This is a genomic window from Magnetococcus marinus MC-1 (assembly GCF_000014865.1).
Taxonomy (GTDB): Bacteria; Pseudomonadota; Magnetococcia; order Magnetococcales; family Magnetococcaceae; genus Magnetococcus; species Magnetococcus marinus.
The window spans coordinates 572,990-591,570 of the sequence record NC_008576.1 but is presented as its reverse complement, the minus strand read 5'-3'; the positions used below and the strand labels follow the sequence as shown (position 1 = coordinate 591,570).

General features: G+C 55.1%; 17 protein-coding genes. 7 read left to right on the top strand and 10 right to left on the bottom strand.

Going from position 1 to position 18,581, the window contains the following annotated elements:
- Positions 1–112: 112 nt before the first annotated feature.
- The 6 genes from MMC1_RS02545 to MMC1_RS02520 form a co-directional block, all read right to left on the bottom strand.
- Complete coding sequence (locus MMC1_RS02545; protein WP_011712183.1) at positions 113–616, bottom strand: phosphatidylglycerophosphatase A family protein; 504 nt, start codon at positions 614–616, stop codon at positions 113–115.
- Between the two features lie 692 nt (positions 617–1,308).
- Complete coding sequence (locus MMC1_RS02540; RefSeq protein WP_011712182.1) at positions 1,309–2,043, bottom strand: ABC transporter ATP-binding protein; 735 nt, start codon at positions 2,041–2,043, stop codon at positions 1,309–1,311.
- Entirely contained in the window at positions 2,040–2,903 is an 864-nt protein-coding gene (locus MMC1_RS02535; RefSeq protein ID WP_011712181.1) for an ABC transporter ATP-binding protein, read from the bottom strand. Before MMC1_RS02535 ends, MMC1_RS02540 begins: the two co-directional genes overlap by 4 nt.
- Positions 2,900–4,174, bottom strand: coding sequence for a high-affinity branched-chain amino acid ABC transporter permease LivM (livM, locus tag MMC1_RS02530; protein WP_011712180.1), 1,275 nt, complete (start codon positions 4,172–4,174; stop codon positions 2,900–2,902). The genes MMC1_RS02535 and livM overlap by 4 nt, the downstream gene beginning before the upstream one ends.
- Positions 4,175–4,178: 4 nt before the next feature.
- The gene (locus MMC1_RS02525) at positions 4,179–5,102 is read right to left on the bottom strand and encodes an ABC transporter permease subunit (protein WP_011712179.1); all 924 of its coding nucleotides are present in this window, start codon (positions 5,100–5,102) and stop codon (positions 4,179–4,181) included.
- Between the two features lie 203 nt (positions 5,103–5,305).
- Positions 5,306–6,430 carry a branched-chain amino acid ABC transporter substrate-binding protein gene (locus MMC1_RS02520; RefSeq protein ID WP_011712178.1) on the bottom strand — a complete coding sequence of 375 codons (1,125 nt, stop codon included), beginning with the start codon at positions 6,428–6,430 and terminating at the stop codon, positions 5,306–5,308.
- 189 nt (positions 6,431–6,619) lie between these two features.
- On the opposite strand from MMC1_RS02520, the gene MMC1_RS02515 reads away from it, so the two are divergent.
- Complete coding sequence (locus MMC1_RS02515; RefSeq protein WP_011712177.1) at positions 6,620–8,713, top strand: RecQ family ATP-dependent DNA helicase; 2,094 nt, start codon at positions 6,620–6,622, stop codon at positions 8,711–8,713.
- On the opposite strand, the gene mltA is transcribed toward MMC1_RS02515, so the two are convergent.
- The 4 genes from mltA to MMC1_RS02495 all read right to left on the bottom strand — a co-directional run bounded on the left by mltA (position 8,710) and on the right by MMC1_RS02495 (position 13,017).
- Positions 8,710–9,960 carry a murein transglycosylase A gene (gene mltA, locus MMC1_RS02510; RefSeq protein ID WP_011712176.1) on the bottom strand — a complete coding sequence of 417 codons (1,251 nt, stop codon included), beginning with the start codon at positions 9,958–9,960 and terminating at the stop codon, positions 8,710–8,712. The genes MMC1_RS02515 and mltA overlap by 4 nt on opposite strands.
- Before the next feature lie 215 nt (positions 9,961–10,175).
- A complete protein-coding gene (locus MMC1_RS02505) occupies positions 10,176–10,559 on the bottom strand; it encodes a hypothetical protein (RefSeq protein WP_011712175.1) in 384 nt (127 codons plus the stop codon).
- A gap of 72 nt (positions 10,560–10,631) precedes the next feature.
- Entirely contained in the window at positions 10,632–11,627 is a 996-nt protein-coding gene (locus tag MMC1_RS02500) for a Tim44 domain-containing protein (RefSeq protein ID WP_011712174.1), read from the bottom strand.
- Between the two features lie 124 nt (positions 11,628–11,751).
- The gene (locus MMC1_RS02495) at positions 11,752–13,017 is read right to left on the bottom strand and encodes a (Fe-S)-binding protein (protein WP_011712173.1); all 1,266 of its coding nucleotides are present in this window, start codon (positions 13,015–13,017) and stop codon (positions 11,752–11,754) included.
- Positions 13,018–13,408: 391 nt separating this feature from the next.
- Here MMC1_RS02495 and MMC1_RS02490 point away from each other — a divergent pair, with 391 nt between their 5' ends.
- From MMC1_RS02490 to tnpC, 6 genes are all read left to right on the top strand, one after another.
- Positions 13,409–14,161: a YebC/PmpR family DNA-binding transcriptional regulator gene (locus MMC1_RS02490; protein ID WP_011712171.1), complete on the top strand. Its 753-nt coding sequence runs from the start codon at positions 13,409–13,411 to the stop codon at positions 14,159–14,161.
- Positions 14,162–14,175: 14 nt separating this feature from the next.
- Complete coding sequence (gene ruvC, locus MMC1_RS02485; RefSeq protein ID WP_041641804.1) at positions 14,176–14,700, top strand: crossover junction endodeoxyribonuclease RuvC; 525 nt, start codon at positions 14,176–14,178, stop codon at positions 14,698–14,700.
- Positions 14,697–15,311, top strand: a complete 615-nt coding sequence (gene ruvA / locus MMC1_RS02480) for a Holliday junction branch migration protein RuvA (protein WP_011712169.1) — start codon at positions 14,697–14,699, stop codon at positions 15,309–15,311. The genes ruvC and ruvA overlap by 4 nt, the downstream gene beginning before the upstream one ends.
- An 847-nt stretch (positions 15,312–16,158) precedes the next feature.
- Positions 16,159–16,500, top strand: a complete 342-nt coding sequence (gene tnpA / locus MMC1_RS02470) for an IS66 family insertion sequence element accessory protein TnpA (RefSeq protein WP_011712018.1) — start codon at positions 16,159–16,161, stop codon at positions 16,498–16,500.
- Positions 16,500–16,859, top strand: coding sequence for an IS66 family insertion sequence element accessory protein TnpB (gene tnpB / locus MMC1_RS02465; RefSeq protein WP_011712019.1), 360 nt, complete (start codon positions 16,500–16,502; stop codon positions 16,857–16,859). The genes tnpA and tnpB overlap by 1 nt, the downstream gene beginning before the upstream one ends.
- A gap of 35 nt (positions 16,860–16,894) precedes the next feature.
- Positions 16,895–18,475, top strand: a complete 1,581-nt coding sequence (gene tnpC, locus MMC1_RS02460; protein ID WP_011712020.1) for an IS66 family transposase — start codon at positions 16,895–16,897, stop codon at positions 18,473–18,475.
- Positions 18,476–18,581: the final 106 nt, after the last annotated feature.

Sequence of the window (18,581 nt, the reverse complement as noted above, 5' to 3'; positions counted from 1 at the left end):
GTCTTAGGTGTCGTGAGCCAACTTTTTACTGACCCTGTTTGGTTCATTTTTGGGTCGGTTTTGGGCATAGCTGTTTACACCGCTTGCAGCTGTTATCGACACAAAGGGGCGATTAGTGAAGCGGCAAGTAGCTTTGTAGCAGCAAAAGGGGGATTCCGGCGAAGATTCCGGCCAGCAGGTCATCTAGCATAATGCCTAGGCCGCCGTGGACATGTTGGTCTAACCAGCGGATGGGCCAGGGTTTTAGGATATCGAAAAAGCGGAACAGCAGAAAGCCCAGCAGCAGGTTTAGGTTGGCGAGGGGGACGAACAGCAGGGTGAGCAGCAGTCCGGCGGTTTCGTCGATGACCACGGCACCGGGGTCTTTTTTACCCAGCAGGGTGATGGCGCGGTGGCTGCTCCACCAGCCTATGCTGCACACCAGCAGCAGCACGGCTAGGTGACTATTAGGCCCTAGGGACATTGCGGCCCAGGCGATGGGTAGCGAGGCGATGGTGCCCATGGTACCGGGTGCTTTGGGGGACCAGCCGCTGCCGCCGACGGTGGCGATGAGCATGGTGATACGGTCGCGGGTTGACCATGATTTCCAGTGGGTAGGTGCGGTTCCCCAGAACATGTGTTGGGCCTCTTATGGGTGTGGGGTGGTGGTTTTAATCTTTTGATTTTGTGATAATTTCAAAAATCCCGCACTGAATTTCATCGCTTTTATTCTTAAAAAAAGGTTAGAGGGGGGTCTGGGGGGAGAAGTTCTCTGTCTCCCCCCAGGGTTTTGCTTTGGCTTTTGCTTTTAGGCTCGCCCTTCGCTAGGGGAGCTAAGCGGCGTTTTTTTTGCCGCTTAGCGACCAGCGAGCCACTCTTTTAATTCCCGAATGGGGGAACATGGAGTCTTTTTTCAATGTTCCCCCATTCGGGAATGCCAAATGCCTCAGCGGGGGTTCGTTCCGGGCTGGGGTTGGGGGATGCAGAGGTTTTACACCCAGCCACTGGGTGGGCAAGCGAGGCTTTCCCCCCAGCCACTGGGTGCCCCAACCGCCCGCCACGCTGGCGCGTGACATCGCTACCCTATGCCCCGTACCGCGCTGCCACACAACCCGTGCTCTCTTAATAAAATCCCCGCGCCCCTACTCCATCGGTACGGGGCTAAAAGATCAAAAGATTAGAAAAATCAAAAAATCTCAGGGCTTCGCCCCAATCCCACTGGGCTCCGCCCAGACCCGCTGGGTGGGCAAGCAGAGCTTCCCCCCAGACCCCCCAATCCCTTTTAATAGGGCAACTCCCTGGTTATAAAGGCATTCACACCCCCTTAACCTACCCCCCCAAATAAGCCCCCCGCACCTCAGCATCCCCCAATAGCGCCTGCCCCGAACCCGATAACGTTATACGACCATTCACCAATACATAACCCCGATCCGCCAACTGCAACGCCTGATTGGCATTCTGCTCAACCAAAAAAATCGTCACACCCTCATCCGCAATCTGTCGCAAAATGGCGAAAATCTGCTTAATCATCAACGGTGCCAAACCCAATGAAGGCTCGTCCAATAATAATAACCTAGGCCGACTCATCAACGCCCGCCCAATGGCCAACATCTGCTGCTCGCCCCCCGACAAGGTGCCCGCACGCTGCTCACGCCGCTCCCCCAAACGGGGAAATAACGACATCACCCACCCCAAATCCCGCCCCTCTCGTTCACCATCCCGCGCCCCCAACGGCGTCACCCCCATTAATAAATTTTCCCATACCGTCATCTCACCAAAAATACGCCGCCCCTCCGGTACCTGCGCAATGCCCCGCCGCGCAATCCCATACGTAGACTCCCCCACAATATCCACCCCATGCAACCGTATAACCCCCGCTAACGGTCGCGGATTGCCAAAAATTGACATCAATAACGTACTCTTACCCGCCCCATTGGCCCCAATTAAGGTGACAATCTCCCCCGCATGCACATGTAACGAAACCCCATGCAACACCCTAACCGGACCATAACCCGCCGCTACCCCCTCCAACTCCAACACCATGCGCGGCTCAACCTGCCTCATGCCGCCTCCTCCACACCCAAATAGGCCTCCAAAACCCGAGGGTTCTTCTGCACCTGCTGCGGCGTGCCCCGCGCAATCACCTCACCATGATCCAATACCACCACATGATCCGAGATCTCCATCACCAACCCCATGTCATGCTCAATCAAAAAAATCGTTAAACCATGCCGCGCCCGCAAACCCTCCATCATCCCCGATAACTCCGCCGTCTCACGAGGATTCAAACCCGCCGCTGGCTCATCCAAACAGATCAAAACCGGGTCCGTACATAACGCCCGTGCAATCTCCAAACGCCGCTGATACCCATACGGCAACGCCCCCGCTAACTGATTCGCACTCTGCTCCAACCCCATCTCCGCCAACCAATACAATGCCCGCTCCAACGCTTCGCGCTCACTGCGCCGAAATGCCGCCGTCTGCACGATCCCCGCAACCAAATTTCGATTCACCCGCCCATGCTGCGCCACCAATAAATTCTCTAACACCGTCATCTCACGAAACAGACGTATGTTCTGAAACGTCCGCGCCACCCCCGCCCGCGCCACACGATGACTGCCCCCAAATACCTTAAACCACACACGCCGCGTAAACGCCCGAGCATCCACCCAATCCCCCAACCGAAAAGGCTGCCCCAACATCTCCACCAAATCCTGCCCCTGCTGCCCCGGCCTATGCAGCCATATTTCCCCAGCCGTGGCCCGATAAAACCCCGTAACACAGTTAAATAACGTGGTCTTACCCGCCCCATTGGGACCAATTAATGATGTAATACTGCCCCGTTCCACCCCAAACGAAACCTGGTTTAATGCCGTCAACCCACCAAAACACATGGTTAAATCTTCTACCGTAAGCAGGCTCATGGCACCCTCTTTTCCACCACAAATTCAGGTCGATGAATCCGCAACAAACCCCGTGGCCGCCACACCATCATCACCACCATGGCACAGCCAAAAATCAGCACCCGATACTCGGTAAAATCCCGCAACAGCTCCGGCAACACCGTCAACACCACCGCCGCCACAATAACCCCCACCACCGAACCCAACCCCCCCAAAACCACAATGGCCAAAATTAATGCAGACTCAAAAAAGGTAAACGACGCCGGGTTCACAAAACCCTGGCTGGCCGCAAAAAACACCCCACCAACCCCCCCCACCATGGCCCCCATGGAGAAAGCCGACAGCTTAACCATGACATGGTTAATCCCCAACGAACGACAGGCGATTTCATCCTCCCGCAGCGCCTCCCACGCACGCCCAATGGGCATGCGTTTAAGCCGCTGCACCATATAAACCAGCAGCGTCACAACCACCAATAACGTAACATAAATAAAAACATAACGTGCCGCCCGTGAATAGTCGATCTCCATCCACTGCCCCAACACCTCATGATACGGGGTACCCCCCTGGGTGGCCCGCTTGGTAAACTCCATGCCAAACAGCGTTGGTAGTGGCGTGCGCAAACCATTGGGACCACCGGTTAACGAGATCCAATTATTCAACACCAACCGAATAATCTCCCCAAAGCCCAAGGTCACAATCGCCAAATAATCCCCATGCATGCGTAATACAGGAAAACCCAACACAGCCCCAAAACTGGCCGCCAACAGCGCCGCAAAGGGGATCGCCTGCCAAAAACTTAAACCCAGATACTCAGCCCCCAGAGCATAGCTGTACGCCCCCACCGCATAAAAGGCCACAAAGCCCAAATCCAGCAACCCAGCCAGCCCCACCACAATATTAAGCCCCAACCCCAGCAAGATATAGATCAGCGCCAAAATCGCCACATTGAGCCAATATTTACTCAGCAAAAAGGGCAGCGCCATGGCCACCATCAAGGTAAGCACCACCAAGATCTTATGGTGTTGCTGGCCCATTGGCGAAACCACCACCTCAACCCGATCTTTGCGTTTAAACAGATCCGCCACCCCGCTCAGTGCCGGGCTGTTCATCACCACCACCACCATAAAGCGCCCCAGCAACAGCAAACCCACCAGCCAAAAGGCCCGGCTGGGCGCATAGTGGATACCGTAGCCATCCAACAACATACCCGTCATGGGGCCAAACAGCAGTAGCCCCAACAGGCCAACTTTCAAGGCATCCATGGCTGCGTGTTTGATCACCTTTTGCATGGTTTTATACCTTTTCGACAGCAGGGCGACCCAACAACCCACTGGGTTTAAAAATCAACACCAATACCAGGATAGAAAACGCAAAGACATCCTTATAGTCACTGTTGACAAACCCCGCAAAAAACGACTCGGACAGCCCCAAAATCAACCCCCCCAACATCGCCCCAGGTAGGGAGCCGATGCCCCCCAGCACCGCCGCCGTAAAGGCTTTAATGCCGGTGACAAACCCCACATGAAAATCAAACGAGCCATAGTTGACCGTAACCAGCACCCCCGCCACAGCAGCCATGGATGCCCCCAGCACAAACACCACAGAGATAATACGATCCGTATTCACCCCCAGCAGTTCTGCCATAACACGATCTTGTTGCGTAGCCCGGCACGCACGCCCCAGCGCGGTTTTTTGGATCGTCCAGCTTAAAATACCCATACTGATCAAAGCGGTGAGCACGATCACCAACTGCACATAGGTTACTTGCACAAACTGCTCGGGGTTCTCCCCCACCAGACGCAGATTACCTTCCATCAAACTGGGCACCCCTTGGTTACGACTGCCTTGGGCCAAACGTACATAGTTTTGCAAAACCAATGACATGCCAATGGCAGAAATCAAGGGGGCCAAACGGGTGGAGCGGCGCAGAGGTCGATAGGCGATACGCTCCACTGTCCAGCCATACAGGGCGGTAAAAGCGATGCTGCTGATAAGGGTCAGGATGAGGGCCAGAAAGACCGAATCGACGCCCCATGTTGTAAGCACGGCCAAGGTAATGGCGGTCAGGTAGGCAGAGATCATATAAATTTCGCCATGGGCAAAATTGATCATACCAATGATGCCGTAGACCATGGTATAGCCCACCGCGATAAGGCCATAGATGGAGCCGAGCACCACTCCATTGACCAGTTGTTGTCCGATAACGTAGCTATTCATAGGGTTCTAACGTTAGGGGGCCATAATTGGCTTGGTGGTTGGGGTGTTATTCTTAATTTAAATGACTCAATAAGAGCTCTGTGGCCTTGGATACCGCGCCCCCATCCCCGCACCGAACTTTAAGTGGCTACGCTTAACACAAGGCTTGCGGGGGGCAGGAAGGAGAGCTGGACGCTCCCCCCCCAGCCCGCCGCAGAGCAAGCCTACTCGACCTCGGCATATTTGCCGTTCTCGTCCCACTGATACATCACATAGTCGCTCACCTTTAAATCACCCTTGGCATCCCACGATTTAGGCCCCATTACCGTCTCGACCGAGTGACGCTTTAGCCAATTGGCCAACTCAACCCCATTATATGAACCGCTCTCTTGCATCGCCGCCGCAATGGACTGCACCACCGCATAAGCATAGAGGGTATAACCCTCTGGCTCATAACCGGCCTCGCGAAAACGGGCCACCAAGGCCTTACCCTCGGGGCTCTTACGGGGATCGGCCCCAAAGGTCATATAGACATTCTTGACAAAACGACCCCCACCCGCCGCCGTCACAAACTCTTCCGACACAATACCATCCCCAGAGACCAACGGTACATCCACCCCCTGCTCACGCATTTGACGTACCAACGGCCCCGCTTCGCTATGCAGCCCCCCAAAATAGACGGCATCCGCCTTAGCCGCCTTAATTTTGGTGACCAACGCATTAAAATCCTTCTCGCCCCGAGTCAAACCCTCATACATAACCTCGGTCAGACCCAAGGTGTGCAAATGCGCCTTCATGGCGTCGGCCAAACCTTGGCCATAGGTGTCCTTGTCATGCAACACCGCAACCCGCTTGGCACCCAAACGCTTCACCACAAACTCCGCACCCACCGTGCCCTGCTGGTCATCCCGACCACACATGCGCAACACCGTCTTTAAACCCCGCTCCGTCACCATTGGGTTGGTGGAACCATGGGTCATAACCAAAATACCTGCCTCATCATAAACCTCTGAGGCTGGCATGGTGGTCGAAGAGCAAAAATGGCCCACCACCGCTTGCACCTCATCATTGTCCACCAACCGGTTGGCAACCGCCATCGCCTGCTTAGGCTCGCACGCATCATCCCCCTTGATGAGCAGAATCTGCTTACCCAAAATACCGCCCCCACGGTTGATATCGACAATGGCCGCCTCGGCACCCCGCCACTGCTGCTCACCAAAAGCCGCATAGGCACCGCTAAAAGGGCCTGCCACACCAATACGCACCATCTCCTCCGCCTGCACCGCAACCGCTGCCAAACCCCATACCCCAACCGCCGCCGCCATGGTGCCCTTAAGCCAAGCCTTCATGCCACACCCCTTCTGGTTATCTATCCCGTCCAATGCTTACCAAATCATCCACCCCCACAAAACCAGATTTTACCCCGTTTGAAAAGGTATCAACACCCCACGCCCTGCAAAATCCCCATACAGCCAGCCATCTTTTTGCTACACTCCCCCCCTTAAACTCCCCAACCACAACCCCCTTGGGCGCCCCCTATGGATAAGCGACACGCCGAAACATTGCTGCAAACCATGGTCGGCTCAGCAGAAGCCCATTTTCGCCCCGGTCAGTGGCAGGCGGTGGATGCTCTGGTTAATCAACAGCAACGACTTATGGTGGTACAACGCACCGGCTGGGGCAAAAGCGCCGTCTATTTTGTCAGTACCGCTATCCTACGCCAACGGGGGGCCGGCCCCACCCTGATCGTCTCGCCCTTGCTGGCCCTCATGCGTAACCAAGTCCAAGCGGCTGAGCGCCTAGGTATCCGCGCCATCTCCATCAACTCCGCCAATACCGAAGCGTGGGATGGCCTTCTAGACGACCTCCATGGCGACCGTGTCGATGCCCTGCTCATCTCCCCCGAACGCTTTAGCAACCCCCAGTTTGCCGATACCGTGCTACCCCACATGCTCGACCGCATCGGCCTGTTTGTGGTGGACGAGGCCCACTGCATCTCCGACTGGGGCCATGACTTTCGCCCCGACTACCGCATGCTGGTCCATATCATCCAGCAGCTCCCCCCCACCACCCCGGTGCTGGGCACCACCGCCACCGCCAATGATCGTGTGCTGGCCGATATTCAGGCCCAATTAGGCAACGTGCAGATCCTGCGCGGCCCCCTTATGCGTGAAAGCCTGCTGCTGCAAAACCTACATCTACCCGACCAAATCAGCCGCTTAGCCTGGCTCGCTGAGCATATCCCCCACCTGCCCCATAGCGGCATTGTCTACGTGCTCACCAAACGCGATGCCGAACAGGTCAGCCAGTGGCTTAACCGGAACCATATCGCCGCCCTGCCCTACTATAGCGGGGTGCAGGGCCATGGATTTACCGAGAGCAACAGCTATCGACTCTATCTGGAAGATCAGTTAATCCATAATAAAATTAAGGTGCTGGTGGCGACCTCAGCCTTGGGCATGGGCTATGACAAGCCTGACCTTGGCTTTGTCATCCACTATCAAGCCCCTGGATCCGTCATTAGTTATTATCAGCAGGTGGGACGGGCGGGACGGGCGCTGGAACAGGCCTATGGCATTCTTTTTCATGGTGCGGAGGATGAGGCCATCCATCACTATTTCCGCCAACAGGCTTTCCCCTCGCCGCAGGAGGTGGAAACCATTCTTGAGATGTTACACCAGCACGGTGCCACCACCACCCGTGGGTTGATGCGCCATGGCAATTTGGGTTGGGGGGCGGTGGAGAAGGCCCTAAAATATCTCAGCGTGCAAAAGCCTGCACCGGTAACGCGTGAGGGCAGCCAGTGGCAGTTAAGCGGCCACCCCTTTAACATGGACCATGCCCACATCGACTACCTGACGAGCCAGCGGGAACTGGAGTGGCAGGAGATGCAACGCTATGTACAGAGCCCAACCTGCTTAATGCGCTTCTTACGCAATGCCTTGGATGATCCCGATGCCTCCAACTGCGGGCGCTGCGCCGTCTGTCGTGGTCAAGCCATCGTGCCTACCCGCTGGAGCGCCGCTCAAGCCGCTGCCGCCCGTACGGTCATGCAATCCGACCCCATCACCTGGGAACCCAGAAAACAGACGGAAAAGGGGGCCTTTGTCCTCACAAAGCTGGCCACCCACCTGCCCAAAGCGCAACAGGCCCAAGTGGGCCGTGCCCTCTGCCGCTGGCAGCAGGCCGAGTGGGGCCAACTGGCCGCCCAAGGTTATAAAAAGGGCCATTTTGCCGAAGCCTTGGTGCAGGCCATGGCCCACATGATTCAACAGTGGAACCCCCAACCCGCCCCCACTTGGGTGACGTGTGTACCCTCTAGCCGCATGCCCACACGGGTGCCGGATCTGGCCTTACGCTTGGCTCAGCAGCTCAAGCTACCCTTTGCCACCTGCGTCAGCCAAAGCAGGCCCAACGCGCGTCAAAAAACGATGCGCAACAGCTTTTACCAATGCCGCAACCTCGATGGTGTGTTTGCCCTTGGCTCCATCCCCCACAACGGCCCGGTGCTGCTGGTGGATGATTTTGTGGATAGCCGCTGGACCTTCACGGTGGTGGCCGCCCTGCTGGCGCAAGGGGGTGTTCCACTCATCTACCCTACCGCCATGATCAGCCTAGAGCAAACGCTTTAATCCTGCTGCCCTTCTGGCCACAACGCCATATTTTTTGGCGCAAAAAAATAGAGTGCCCCGCCATCTTGTTTCATCTCACCGGCGGTGCGTTCGGCATCAGGGCCAAACCCTGTGAACAGATCCACCCGCCCGGCACCACGGATAGCCCCTCCGGTATCTTGGTTGGCCACCAGCCGTACCTCTTTTTCCCAGCCACTGGGGGGACCCTCGCCGCTAAACACGGGTAATTCGGTGCGGATCATCGCCGGAGCCCCACGGGGAAACAGACGGTAATCGGTGGCAATGGAGCGCCCCGCCGTCAGTGGTACCCCAATATTGCCATAGGGCCCCCCCTTGATCTCCTTAAAGAAAACGTAGGAGGGATTATGATGCATCACCCTCTGCATCTCATCGGGATGCGCCGCCAGCCACTGCCGCAATACCGGTAGGCTCATCTCTTCTTTGGGAACACGCCCCTCTTCGATCAACAACTTGCCAATGGAGCGGTAGGGATGCCCGTTAGCATCCGCATAGCCCACCCGCATCAAGCTGCCATCGGGTAATTTTACCCGGCCCGAACCCTGTACCTGTAGAAAAAAGTGCCCCACCGGATCATCCACCCAGACCAGTTCCAGCGCTTTATCCCGCAATACGTTACGTTGCTCAATGGCCTGGCGATCATGAAAGGGTACCAATTGATCCCCTTTACGCTGACCCCGTAACATCACATTGGGCAGATCGGTTCTAAAATCCTGCAAACGCAGGGTAATCAACTCGGGAGGACGCTTATAGAGGGGATAACGAAACCGCTCAGTGGGGGTTTTTGAACCCAACAACAGGGGCTCATAATAGGCGGTAAACAGCACACTACCTTGGCCATCATGCCCCACGGCACGAAAGGGGGTCACGTTTTTGTAGACCCAACGCGCAAAACCGTAGGGTGACGTGTGGGCCGCATTCTCAGCCAGCTCAAGGGTGAACTCGGCCATCTTGGCGTTGGTGGTATAGTAGCGGCCAAAGCGTACCTTTTTGGCCGCTGGCTGACTTTTATAGTAGTGATAGCTCTGCTTCAGCGCCTCGGCCCAGGCCCGCAGATCGGCCCGTTTTGGTTTGGTCATCGGCAAATCCTGCCAGTTGACCTCCTGCAATGCTTGCGCAGGCTGTATCTCCACAGGCGGGAGAGGTTCGTCTGGCACACCAAAAAAGCTACATCCCGAAAGAAGTGCCATAAGGGCGATCAGCGCTGCCCATAGGCTTTTGCGTAACATGAAAGTGCTCCCCAAAGTTGGGTTTGCATGGATGTTTAAGAAAGTCCGATCAGCTGACCTCATGCAACCCCTGTTCCTGTTAGGCATTATTATTGTCTTTTACCCTAAAAAAACCATTAAAACGGCCACTACTAAAAACTGCGCCGCTGTGGCTTGCCTGCCTGTTTGGGTAGACCTCCCCTTTAATAAACAACCGGGCTCGCACCATTGTCACATTACGAGGGTTTAACCGTTGTCTCCTTGTCGGTTTTTGCCGCTTGCCCCTGATTTTTGGCCTCAGCCGTGCCCCCCAACCCCTCCAGATAGGCATCCCCCAAACCGGTCATTCCACGCGAGGGCATGCGGCTTATCCAGCGCCACAACAGCAACACCACCAGTAACGGCAGCCCCCATGCCATCCACCAACTGCCCTGGGATTCCGCTACCCTGCCACGCTCCACCCTGGCAAGCGGTGCCACAGACACCTCACCCGGCTCCCCCTGGAGACGATCCACAGCCCCCGGTGCCACCGCCGCGCTAGAATGCTGCTCAGGTGCACCATACAGCGGCAGAGCAATCAACAGCAAAAATAGGCTTACCATCCCACCAAACCGCCACATATGCAGACTCCCAGGTAGAAAAAAGGCCCGGATGGCGAAACCACCGGGCCTTATAACCGTTATGCGGCAAGACTATTGCGCTTGCTGAATGGCCGACAGTTGCCAATTGGGATTACGCGCCCCTTGCGCCCGCGTGAATACCCAGAACTCCTGCACCTGTTGCGGGTGGTTGGCATCCCCACTCACCACCTGCCCACTGGCGTCTTCTACATATTCCACCAAGGAGACATCAAAGCGTACGGTCAGATAGTCCTGACCCTGTTCACTCCAGGCTTCCACCAGGGCGGCCTCGCTAAAATGCACATTTTTTACCACATCCCGTTGACCATTGGCCTGCAATTGGCGGGCATGGTTCTCTACCTCCTCCATCATTTGCGGCGTCAACAACCCTTGCAGGGTAGTCATGTCAAAGGTGCTCCAAGAGGTTTGCAGCATCTCGAAGCAACGTTTGGCCCCGTCAATAAAGGTAAATTCGTCAAAGTTAGAATCTTCCGCCAAGAGCCGATCCAGCGTCTGTTGCCGCTCATCCTGTGCTGAAAAATCCTCAACATCCGACCCGCTACCCATGGGCAGGCCCTGGGGCATGTGCATCTCCCGCTGCATGGGTTGGTCCATCTCCTGGGGCTGGGGGCGATAAGCACCATGGGAACGGGCGTAGGCCGCCTCATCCGCTGGGGGACGCGTTCCCATAAAACGTTTGACCAGAAAAAAGACCCCCGCTGCCAACAGCACCATCATAAGCAAACCACCCAAGCCACCCCCGGCCCCCATCAAGGATCCCAGCAGCCCCCCCAATAACAGCCCTCCAAACAGCCCCCCCAACATACCGCCAAAACCACTCTTTTGTTGAGGCTGATTGGCAGTTTGCTGTGTGGCCGAAGGGCGTTGCGTGCTAGAAAAACGGCTGGGGCTACTCTGGGGCAGTGTACTCATGCTGCGACTGCCTTTTGAGCCAAATGAGGAGCTGCGGCCCATGCGTGCTTCGGCCTGCTCAGGCCACACCGTTAGGGTGGAAAACATTAAGGTTAGGGTAATGGCAACAAGGGCAAACCCTCTGCGTTGACCCATGGTGATTCTCTCCTATTTAGGTTGTTCAACAAAAATGTGTGTACAGTTCAGCCTCGCCAAGTTACTTAGCATGGAGTAGCTTGGCAAGGCTAAGTTCCCTATTTTTGCGCTGCGCGGCATAACCCTACGACTGTTTCACCCGGGGCAGTAGATTTTCCCGCGATTTCCACAATACTTCCGCCAAGTGCCTAACCTGCACGGGGCTGTGCTCGGCCTCTAACCCGGCTTGGGTATTGAGCATGCAACCTGGATTGGTGGCAACCACCGTTTGCGCACCGCTGGCGTGGATGGCCTCCAGCTTATCTTGGCGGATCAAGCGACTGCGTTGCGGATAGCGCATCATATACTCACCACCCGCCCCGCAACACGCCCCGTCGCCAGCTATTTCCGTCACCGCCACGGGCAGGGCATCCAACAGATTACGGGGTTCGGCATAAGTGCCCAAGCCATGGCGCATCTGGCAGTGATCCTGATAGGCCAACGTACCCATACCGGGATCAACGGCGGCCTGCTGCCAGCGCGGCTGGTGCTGACTTAAAAATTCGGTCAGATCCATCACCTTACTGGAAAAGGCTTTGGCGATTGGGGCATAGTCGCCATCGCGCTTACTAACCGCTTTGTCATAACTGCGGGCGGTAATGGTGCAGACGGAGCTATCACAGATAACCGCTTCAATGTGGTCCAGCGCCCCAAAGGCATCCAAGGTTTTTTTGGCTTGGCGCACAAACGCCTCTTTATCCCCCCGTTCCCGGTGGGGCGCACCACAACAGCCAAATCCTTTGGGGGTAATCACCCGAAAGCCCATACTTTGCAGCAAAGCCCGTGCGCTCATGCCCACGTGGGGCAGGAAGAGTCTGGCCATACAGCCCCCCAATAGCGCCACCGTGGGAGCATCTGGCGGGGGTTCGGGCAAAAACACCGGGGGTTTAGGCCGGTGGCTAGGGATTAAACGCTCTTTATCAGCAAGGGGGGGAATCCCTTTTAACAGAGGGCGCACCACCCTTTGCAGACCACTTCTCACATAGAAGTCCAACATGCGCGAGGCCACAGCGGTTGTTTGGTGGCTATCGGTAATACGGTGCAGCCACCCCCCCAAACGGGTGGAGGGAATGGGCTGAAACGCCCGCGCCGCCAGCGAAAGCTTACCCGGACGCACCCCCACTGGGCAGGCCCCATGACAGGCCCGACAGCCGATGCAGTGGGAGAGTGCATCCACAGCCGCTGCGGGTTGCATGGCTCCCCGCATCAGCGCCAAGACAATGGAGACCCGGCCACGGGGCGATTGCATCTCATCCCGCTCCACCCGATAGGTGGGGCAAACAGGAAGACAATAGCCACAATGGGTACATTTTTCGGCGTTTTTAAGCGGACCATAGTTTGGTTTGTTCACGAAGATTCCAGAATATAGAGAGCCTTTCCCATCCGTCCCCCTACTATATGGGTATGGGCTGCCCCAATTGCAAGTGGCCTAGAGGCTTACCACGGACCATCCGCGCAAGCTGCCTGCCATTGGCTGCGGGCTTGCCCAGACAAACCCCTCCTTGGTGCTTAACCATATTGTGTGGCTGCGTGATCCCCACCGGTTTGCCTAAACCCCTTTTCACCCATGCTTATCTTAAAACCTCCATCACCAGCCCCTTAGCCCTAGCTACCCTGCGCGCCCTCTATACTTGCTTGGGCTTTACGCGTGGGGGCTAAATGGTTATTATGGGTGATTAACTCTATATCAGACACGCAGGCGACCACCCTGCGTTTTGCTTTTCATACGCAGGGAGAGGACCATGGCAGGGCATAGTAAATGGGCCAATATCAAACACCGTAAAGGCGCCCAAGACGCTAAGCGCGGTAAAATTTTTACCCGCTTGATCAAAGAGATTACCGTTTCAGCCCGCATGGGCGGCGGGGATGCCGCTACCAACCCCCGGCTGCGCAGTGCCATCACGGCGGCACGGGCCCAAAACCTACCCAAAGATACCATGGACAAGGCCATCAAGCGGGGCACAGGTGAGTTAGAGGGCGTCAATTATGAAGAGGTCCGTTTTGAAGGGTACGGCCCAGGCGGTGTTGCCATTATTGTGGATTGTCTAACCGATAACAATAACCGCACGGTTGCCGATGTACGCCACATCTTCAATAAATATGGCGGCAACATGGGCACCCATGGCTGTGTGGCCTTTATGTTTGATAAAAAAGGCCAAATTATGTTTGATGCCGAGGGTATCAACGAAGATGCCATAATCGAAGCGGCGTTAGAAGCTGGAGCTGAAGATGTGGTCCATGAAGGGGATAGTTTTGAGGTCCTCACTGACCCCAACGATTTCTCGGATGTGTTGGAAGCCCTAGCGACTGCTGGCTTTGCCACCCCCAGCGAGGCCGAAGTGGTCATGCGCCCGCAAAACCTCCAGCAATTAGATGAGCAACAGGCCAGCACCATGCTGAAACTTTATGAAAAGTTGGAAGAGAATGAAGATGTGCAAAACATCTACGCCAACTTTGACATATCCGATGAGATTATGGAGACACTCTCCGCATGAGCTCCGCAAGCCCCATCCGTGTCATTGGTATTGACCCAGGCAGTAATGTCACCGGATGGGGCGTCATTGATGGCTTAGGCCAGCGTCAGCAGGTGGTGGAGTATGGCACCATCCGCCTTGATGGCAAGGAGCCCTTACCCATGCGCCTGCATCAAATCCACGCCCAGTTGGTCAGCCTTATCCAGCGCCTGCAACCCCATGAAATGGCGGTGGAGGAGGTGTTCGTTTCGCAAAACGTACAGAGCGCGCTCAAGCTTGGCCATGCGCGGGGGGCCGCCATTGTGGCCGGTGCGCAGATGGGTCTGCCCATTGCGGAGTATACCGCCATGCAGGTCAAAAAAGCGGTGGTGGGTTATGGCCGGGCCGAGAAAAACCAGATGCAGGAGATGATGCGCATGCTGCTTAATCTGGATAAAAAGCCGGCGCAGGATGCCGCCGATGGTCTTGCCATTGCCATGTGCCACCTTAACCAACGGCAATGGCATCAGCAGACGCTGCCAGCGGCGATCCTTGGTCTACAGCGGGGGGGGCGTGCATGATTGCCCAACTTAAAGGTTCATTAGCGGCCAAACATCCCGACCATGTGGTGATGGATGTGCATGGGGTGGGCTACCGGGTGTTTATCTCTCTGGCCACCTATAATGAGTTGCCTACCGTTGGGGAAGCTTGTCTGCTTTACACCGTGACCCATGTGCGGGAAGATGCCTTTTTACTCTATGGTTTTCATAGTGAATCCCAGCGCAAGGTGTTTAATTTACTCACCAGTGTGAATGGGATTGGCACCAAGCTCGCCTTGGCGGCTCTCTCTAGCCACACCCCCGAAGCCCTGCTTACCGCCCTTTCCCGTGAAGATCTTACCCTGCTCTGCACCATACCCGGCGTAGGCAAAAAGACCGCGCAACGCATGGCGATGGAGCTCAAAGACAAGCTGGGTGCGCTACCCATGGCGGCCCCTACCACGGCCATTGGTGCAGCCACCATGGCAGCCAACCCGGCGGGTCTGCGCGAAGAGGTTGCCTCGGCCCTGCTTAACTTGGGCTATAAACCCCCTCAAGTGGATGCGGCCTTGGCCAAGCTGTTTAGTGCCGGGGAGATTACCGACATCTCCGTCGCCCTCAAGGGCGCCCTTAAACTGCTGGCTCCAGCTTGAGTTTTTCCGTGACTAGCAACCATTAGACAGGGGAGAAAGGTCTATTGTGGCTATATAGATCGCTGTTAATATAACCGACACCAGAAATAACACTAAGGAAACCATGAATGGGTACCTATGACAATCTAACCATACATTAAACTGACCTCGGTGTGCTGAAGCGATGGATACCCACAGCGTCCATAGCATGGACCCTATTGTGATTACAGACAGTATTAACGCACTTACAGAGCAAAAGTTAATAGCATTGATGCCTGCTGCTCCACCCGCTCTGCTGACTAAACCTATAAGTGCAATGAGTCCAGAGATCATGACACTTGCAAGCGTGAGCATGGTCTTTACCGTATCAACCATAAGCTTGAATGCTTCTTTTTCATCTTCTGCTGTACCATTTATCATTGTACCTCTCCGTACAATTTCAGAACATCCCGTTTATCTCTACTTATACGGAAACCCTACAAGCGCAAGTCACCACCCTGTTGCAACTCGGCTTGTCATTCGTCTCATGAGTGGGCAAAAAATCTAGGGATTGACGGATTCTTGATGTCGTGGGCAGAAGGGGTAGGTTTCTGGGTGATAAATTTGCAAACCCTTTTTTACCTTTGGATCATCCCTCCAATTATCGATACATTGAGCAATGTGCATGTCATGCTCCGCACTACCCAACATGACAAGACTGCCTGCAAATTTGCGGGCCATCGATTTAACCCCATCCCGGTGATTTCGCATTAATTTGGTGCGCCATTTCCCCGAGCTGTTTTGCAGTAAGCGCCCATTTATCCCCAGGGTTCAGTTTGATCTGAAGGTATGTCACGCTTTCTGAAATTCAAAATTTTAGGAGGCGAACATGGAAGACAAATCAATTGAGGCGTCTGTGCTGAGTGAGAAGCAGCGGTACTGGCTGGATCATTTACGCAGTTGTCGTTCTGAGGTCGGCACCATTAAGGAGTACGCTGAAGTCCATAAGCTGAGCCTTCCATCGTTGTATTTTTGGAAGCGCAAGCTGACGCAAATGGGTTTTCTGGAAGAGTCAGGATCAGGCAAGCGACGTTTTCAGCGATTGGAATTGAGTTCAAAGTCTTCAGCAGGGGTCTGCCGGATTCAGTTCCCAAATGGTATGACGGTGGAGTGGTCAGGGAATGGTGGCGAGAGCTTGCTCTCTGTCCTGCGATCTGTGGCAGCCTTGTGATGATGCGCCCATCGCCGGATATTTCTGTCGTCCATCTTTGTTTGGAGCCGGTGGATTTCAGGAAGGGGATCAACGGACTGGCTGCATTGGTGGAGGCAGAACTGGAGTTGAATCCCTTTGATGAGGCTCTGTTCGTGTTTCGCAATCGATCATTGGACAAGGTGAAAATCCTTTACTGGGAACGTAATGGCTTCTGCCTGTGGCAAAAGCGGCTGGAAAAGGACCGATTTCACTGGTTGCGCCAGGGAGGTGCCGCAGAAATCCAAATCACGGGGCGGCAGCTGAATTGGCTACTTGATGGCTACAACCTGGCGGCAATGAAGGGTCACAATAAACTGCATTTTTCTTCGATTGTATAGAGTGTTAAGGCGGTTTTTTTGGTATAATTTCGGCTATGAAAACGCTACCAAAGACACTCCCTGATGACCCTGCCGCTTTGCGGGAAATAATACTTTCCTTGCAGGCTGAAAATGTCCTTTTACAGGACAAAAGCAAGCGTATGGAGCATGAAGCCCAGCTTCTGAGGGAGAAGCTGAATATTCTCATTGCCAAGCGGTTTGGGCGTTCCAGTGAGAAGAGCGATCCCCGTCAGTTGGGTCTGTTCGATGAGGCAGAAGTGACGGCTGCCGAGGAACCTGAAGAGGATGCCGAAGAGATCCAGGTTCCTGCCCATAGCCGCAAAGTGAAGTCCAAAGGGCGCAAGCCATTGCCAGAGTGGCTACCCCGGGTGGATATCATTCATGAGTTGCCTGAGTCGGCATTGGTTTGTGGCCTGGATGGTCACCATTTGGTCGAGATTGGCCGTGAGACCAGCGAGCAACTGGATATTATTCCGGCCAAGGTGCAGGTATTGCGGCACATCCAGATCAAATATGGCTGTCCTCATTGCAAACAGGGCGTGAAGACGGCCCCTACACCCAAACGTCCCATTCCCAAGGCGTTGGCTACAGCTGCTCTATTGGCCCATGTGGCGGTATCCAAGTATGCCGATGGGTTACCGCTCTATCGACAGGGCGCCATTCTGACCCGTGCAGGGATTGATGTCTGTCGAACCACGCTGGCCAATTGGATGATCCAGTGCGGCCAACTGGTGCAGCCGTTGATCAATCTGATGCGGGACAAGATGCTGGATTACGATATCCTGCAGATGGATGAAACTACGATTCAAGTGCTTAAGGAAAAAGATAAAGTTGCAGCCAGCAACTCCTATATGTGGGTACAGCGAGGTGGTCCCCCGGGTAGTCCGGTGATTTTGTTTGATTACGATCCCACACGCGGTGCCGAGGTTCCGAAACGGCTGTTGGCGGGCTATAAAGGCTGGTTGCAAACGGATGGGTATGCAGGTTATCTGGGTGTGGGTGCGCAGGAAGATGTGATCCTGATGGGGTGTTTTGCGCATGCCCGTCGTCAATTCGACGAGGCGATCAAAGCGTTGGGAAAATCCAAAAAAGGCAAGATAGGCAAGGCTGGGCAGGCACTGTCGCTGATCCGGAAACTGTACGCTGTGGAAAAGGATCTGCGTGAGGAAGAGGCTACTCCAGAGCGACGTTACAAGGTGCGCCAGGAGCGTTCCCGCCCCATTATCGATGAGTTGAAAACCTGGCTGGAAGATAATCGAGCAGGGGTGTTACCGAAAAGCAAACTCGGCGAAGCGATGGGATATCTGACCAATCAGTGGTCCTCTCTGATTCGATATCTTGATGATGGACGCCTGGAAATTGACAACAACAGAGCCGAGAACGCCATTCGCCCCTTTGTGATTGGCAGGAAAAATTGGCTCTTCAGCAACTCTGTTCGAGGTGCAAAGGCCTCGGCAAACCTCTACAGTTTGATTGAAACGGCCAAAGCCAATGGTTGGGAGCCCTTCGTCTATCTCACAAAGGTCTTTGAGGGCCTCGCCACAGCGCAAACCGTGGATGAGTTCGACTTGTTGCTCCCGTGGAATTTGAAATCTGCTGCTGAACCGGCAGGGTAGTTGATGGGGATAAATGGGCGCTTACGTTTTGCAGTGTGATGTCTACCTTAGCTTGCACATCGGAAAATGCGATAGACTTCATTAATAACCGCAGCATGGCAGCTGT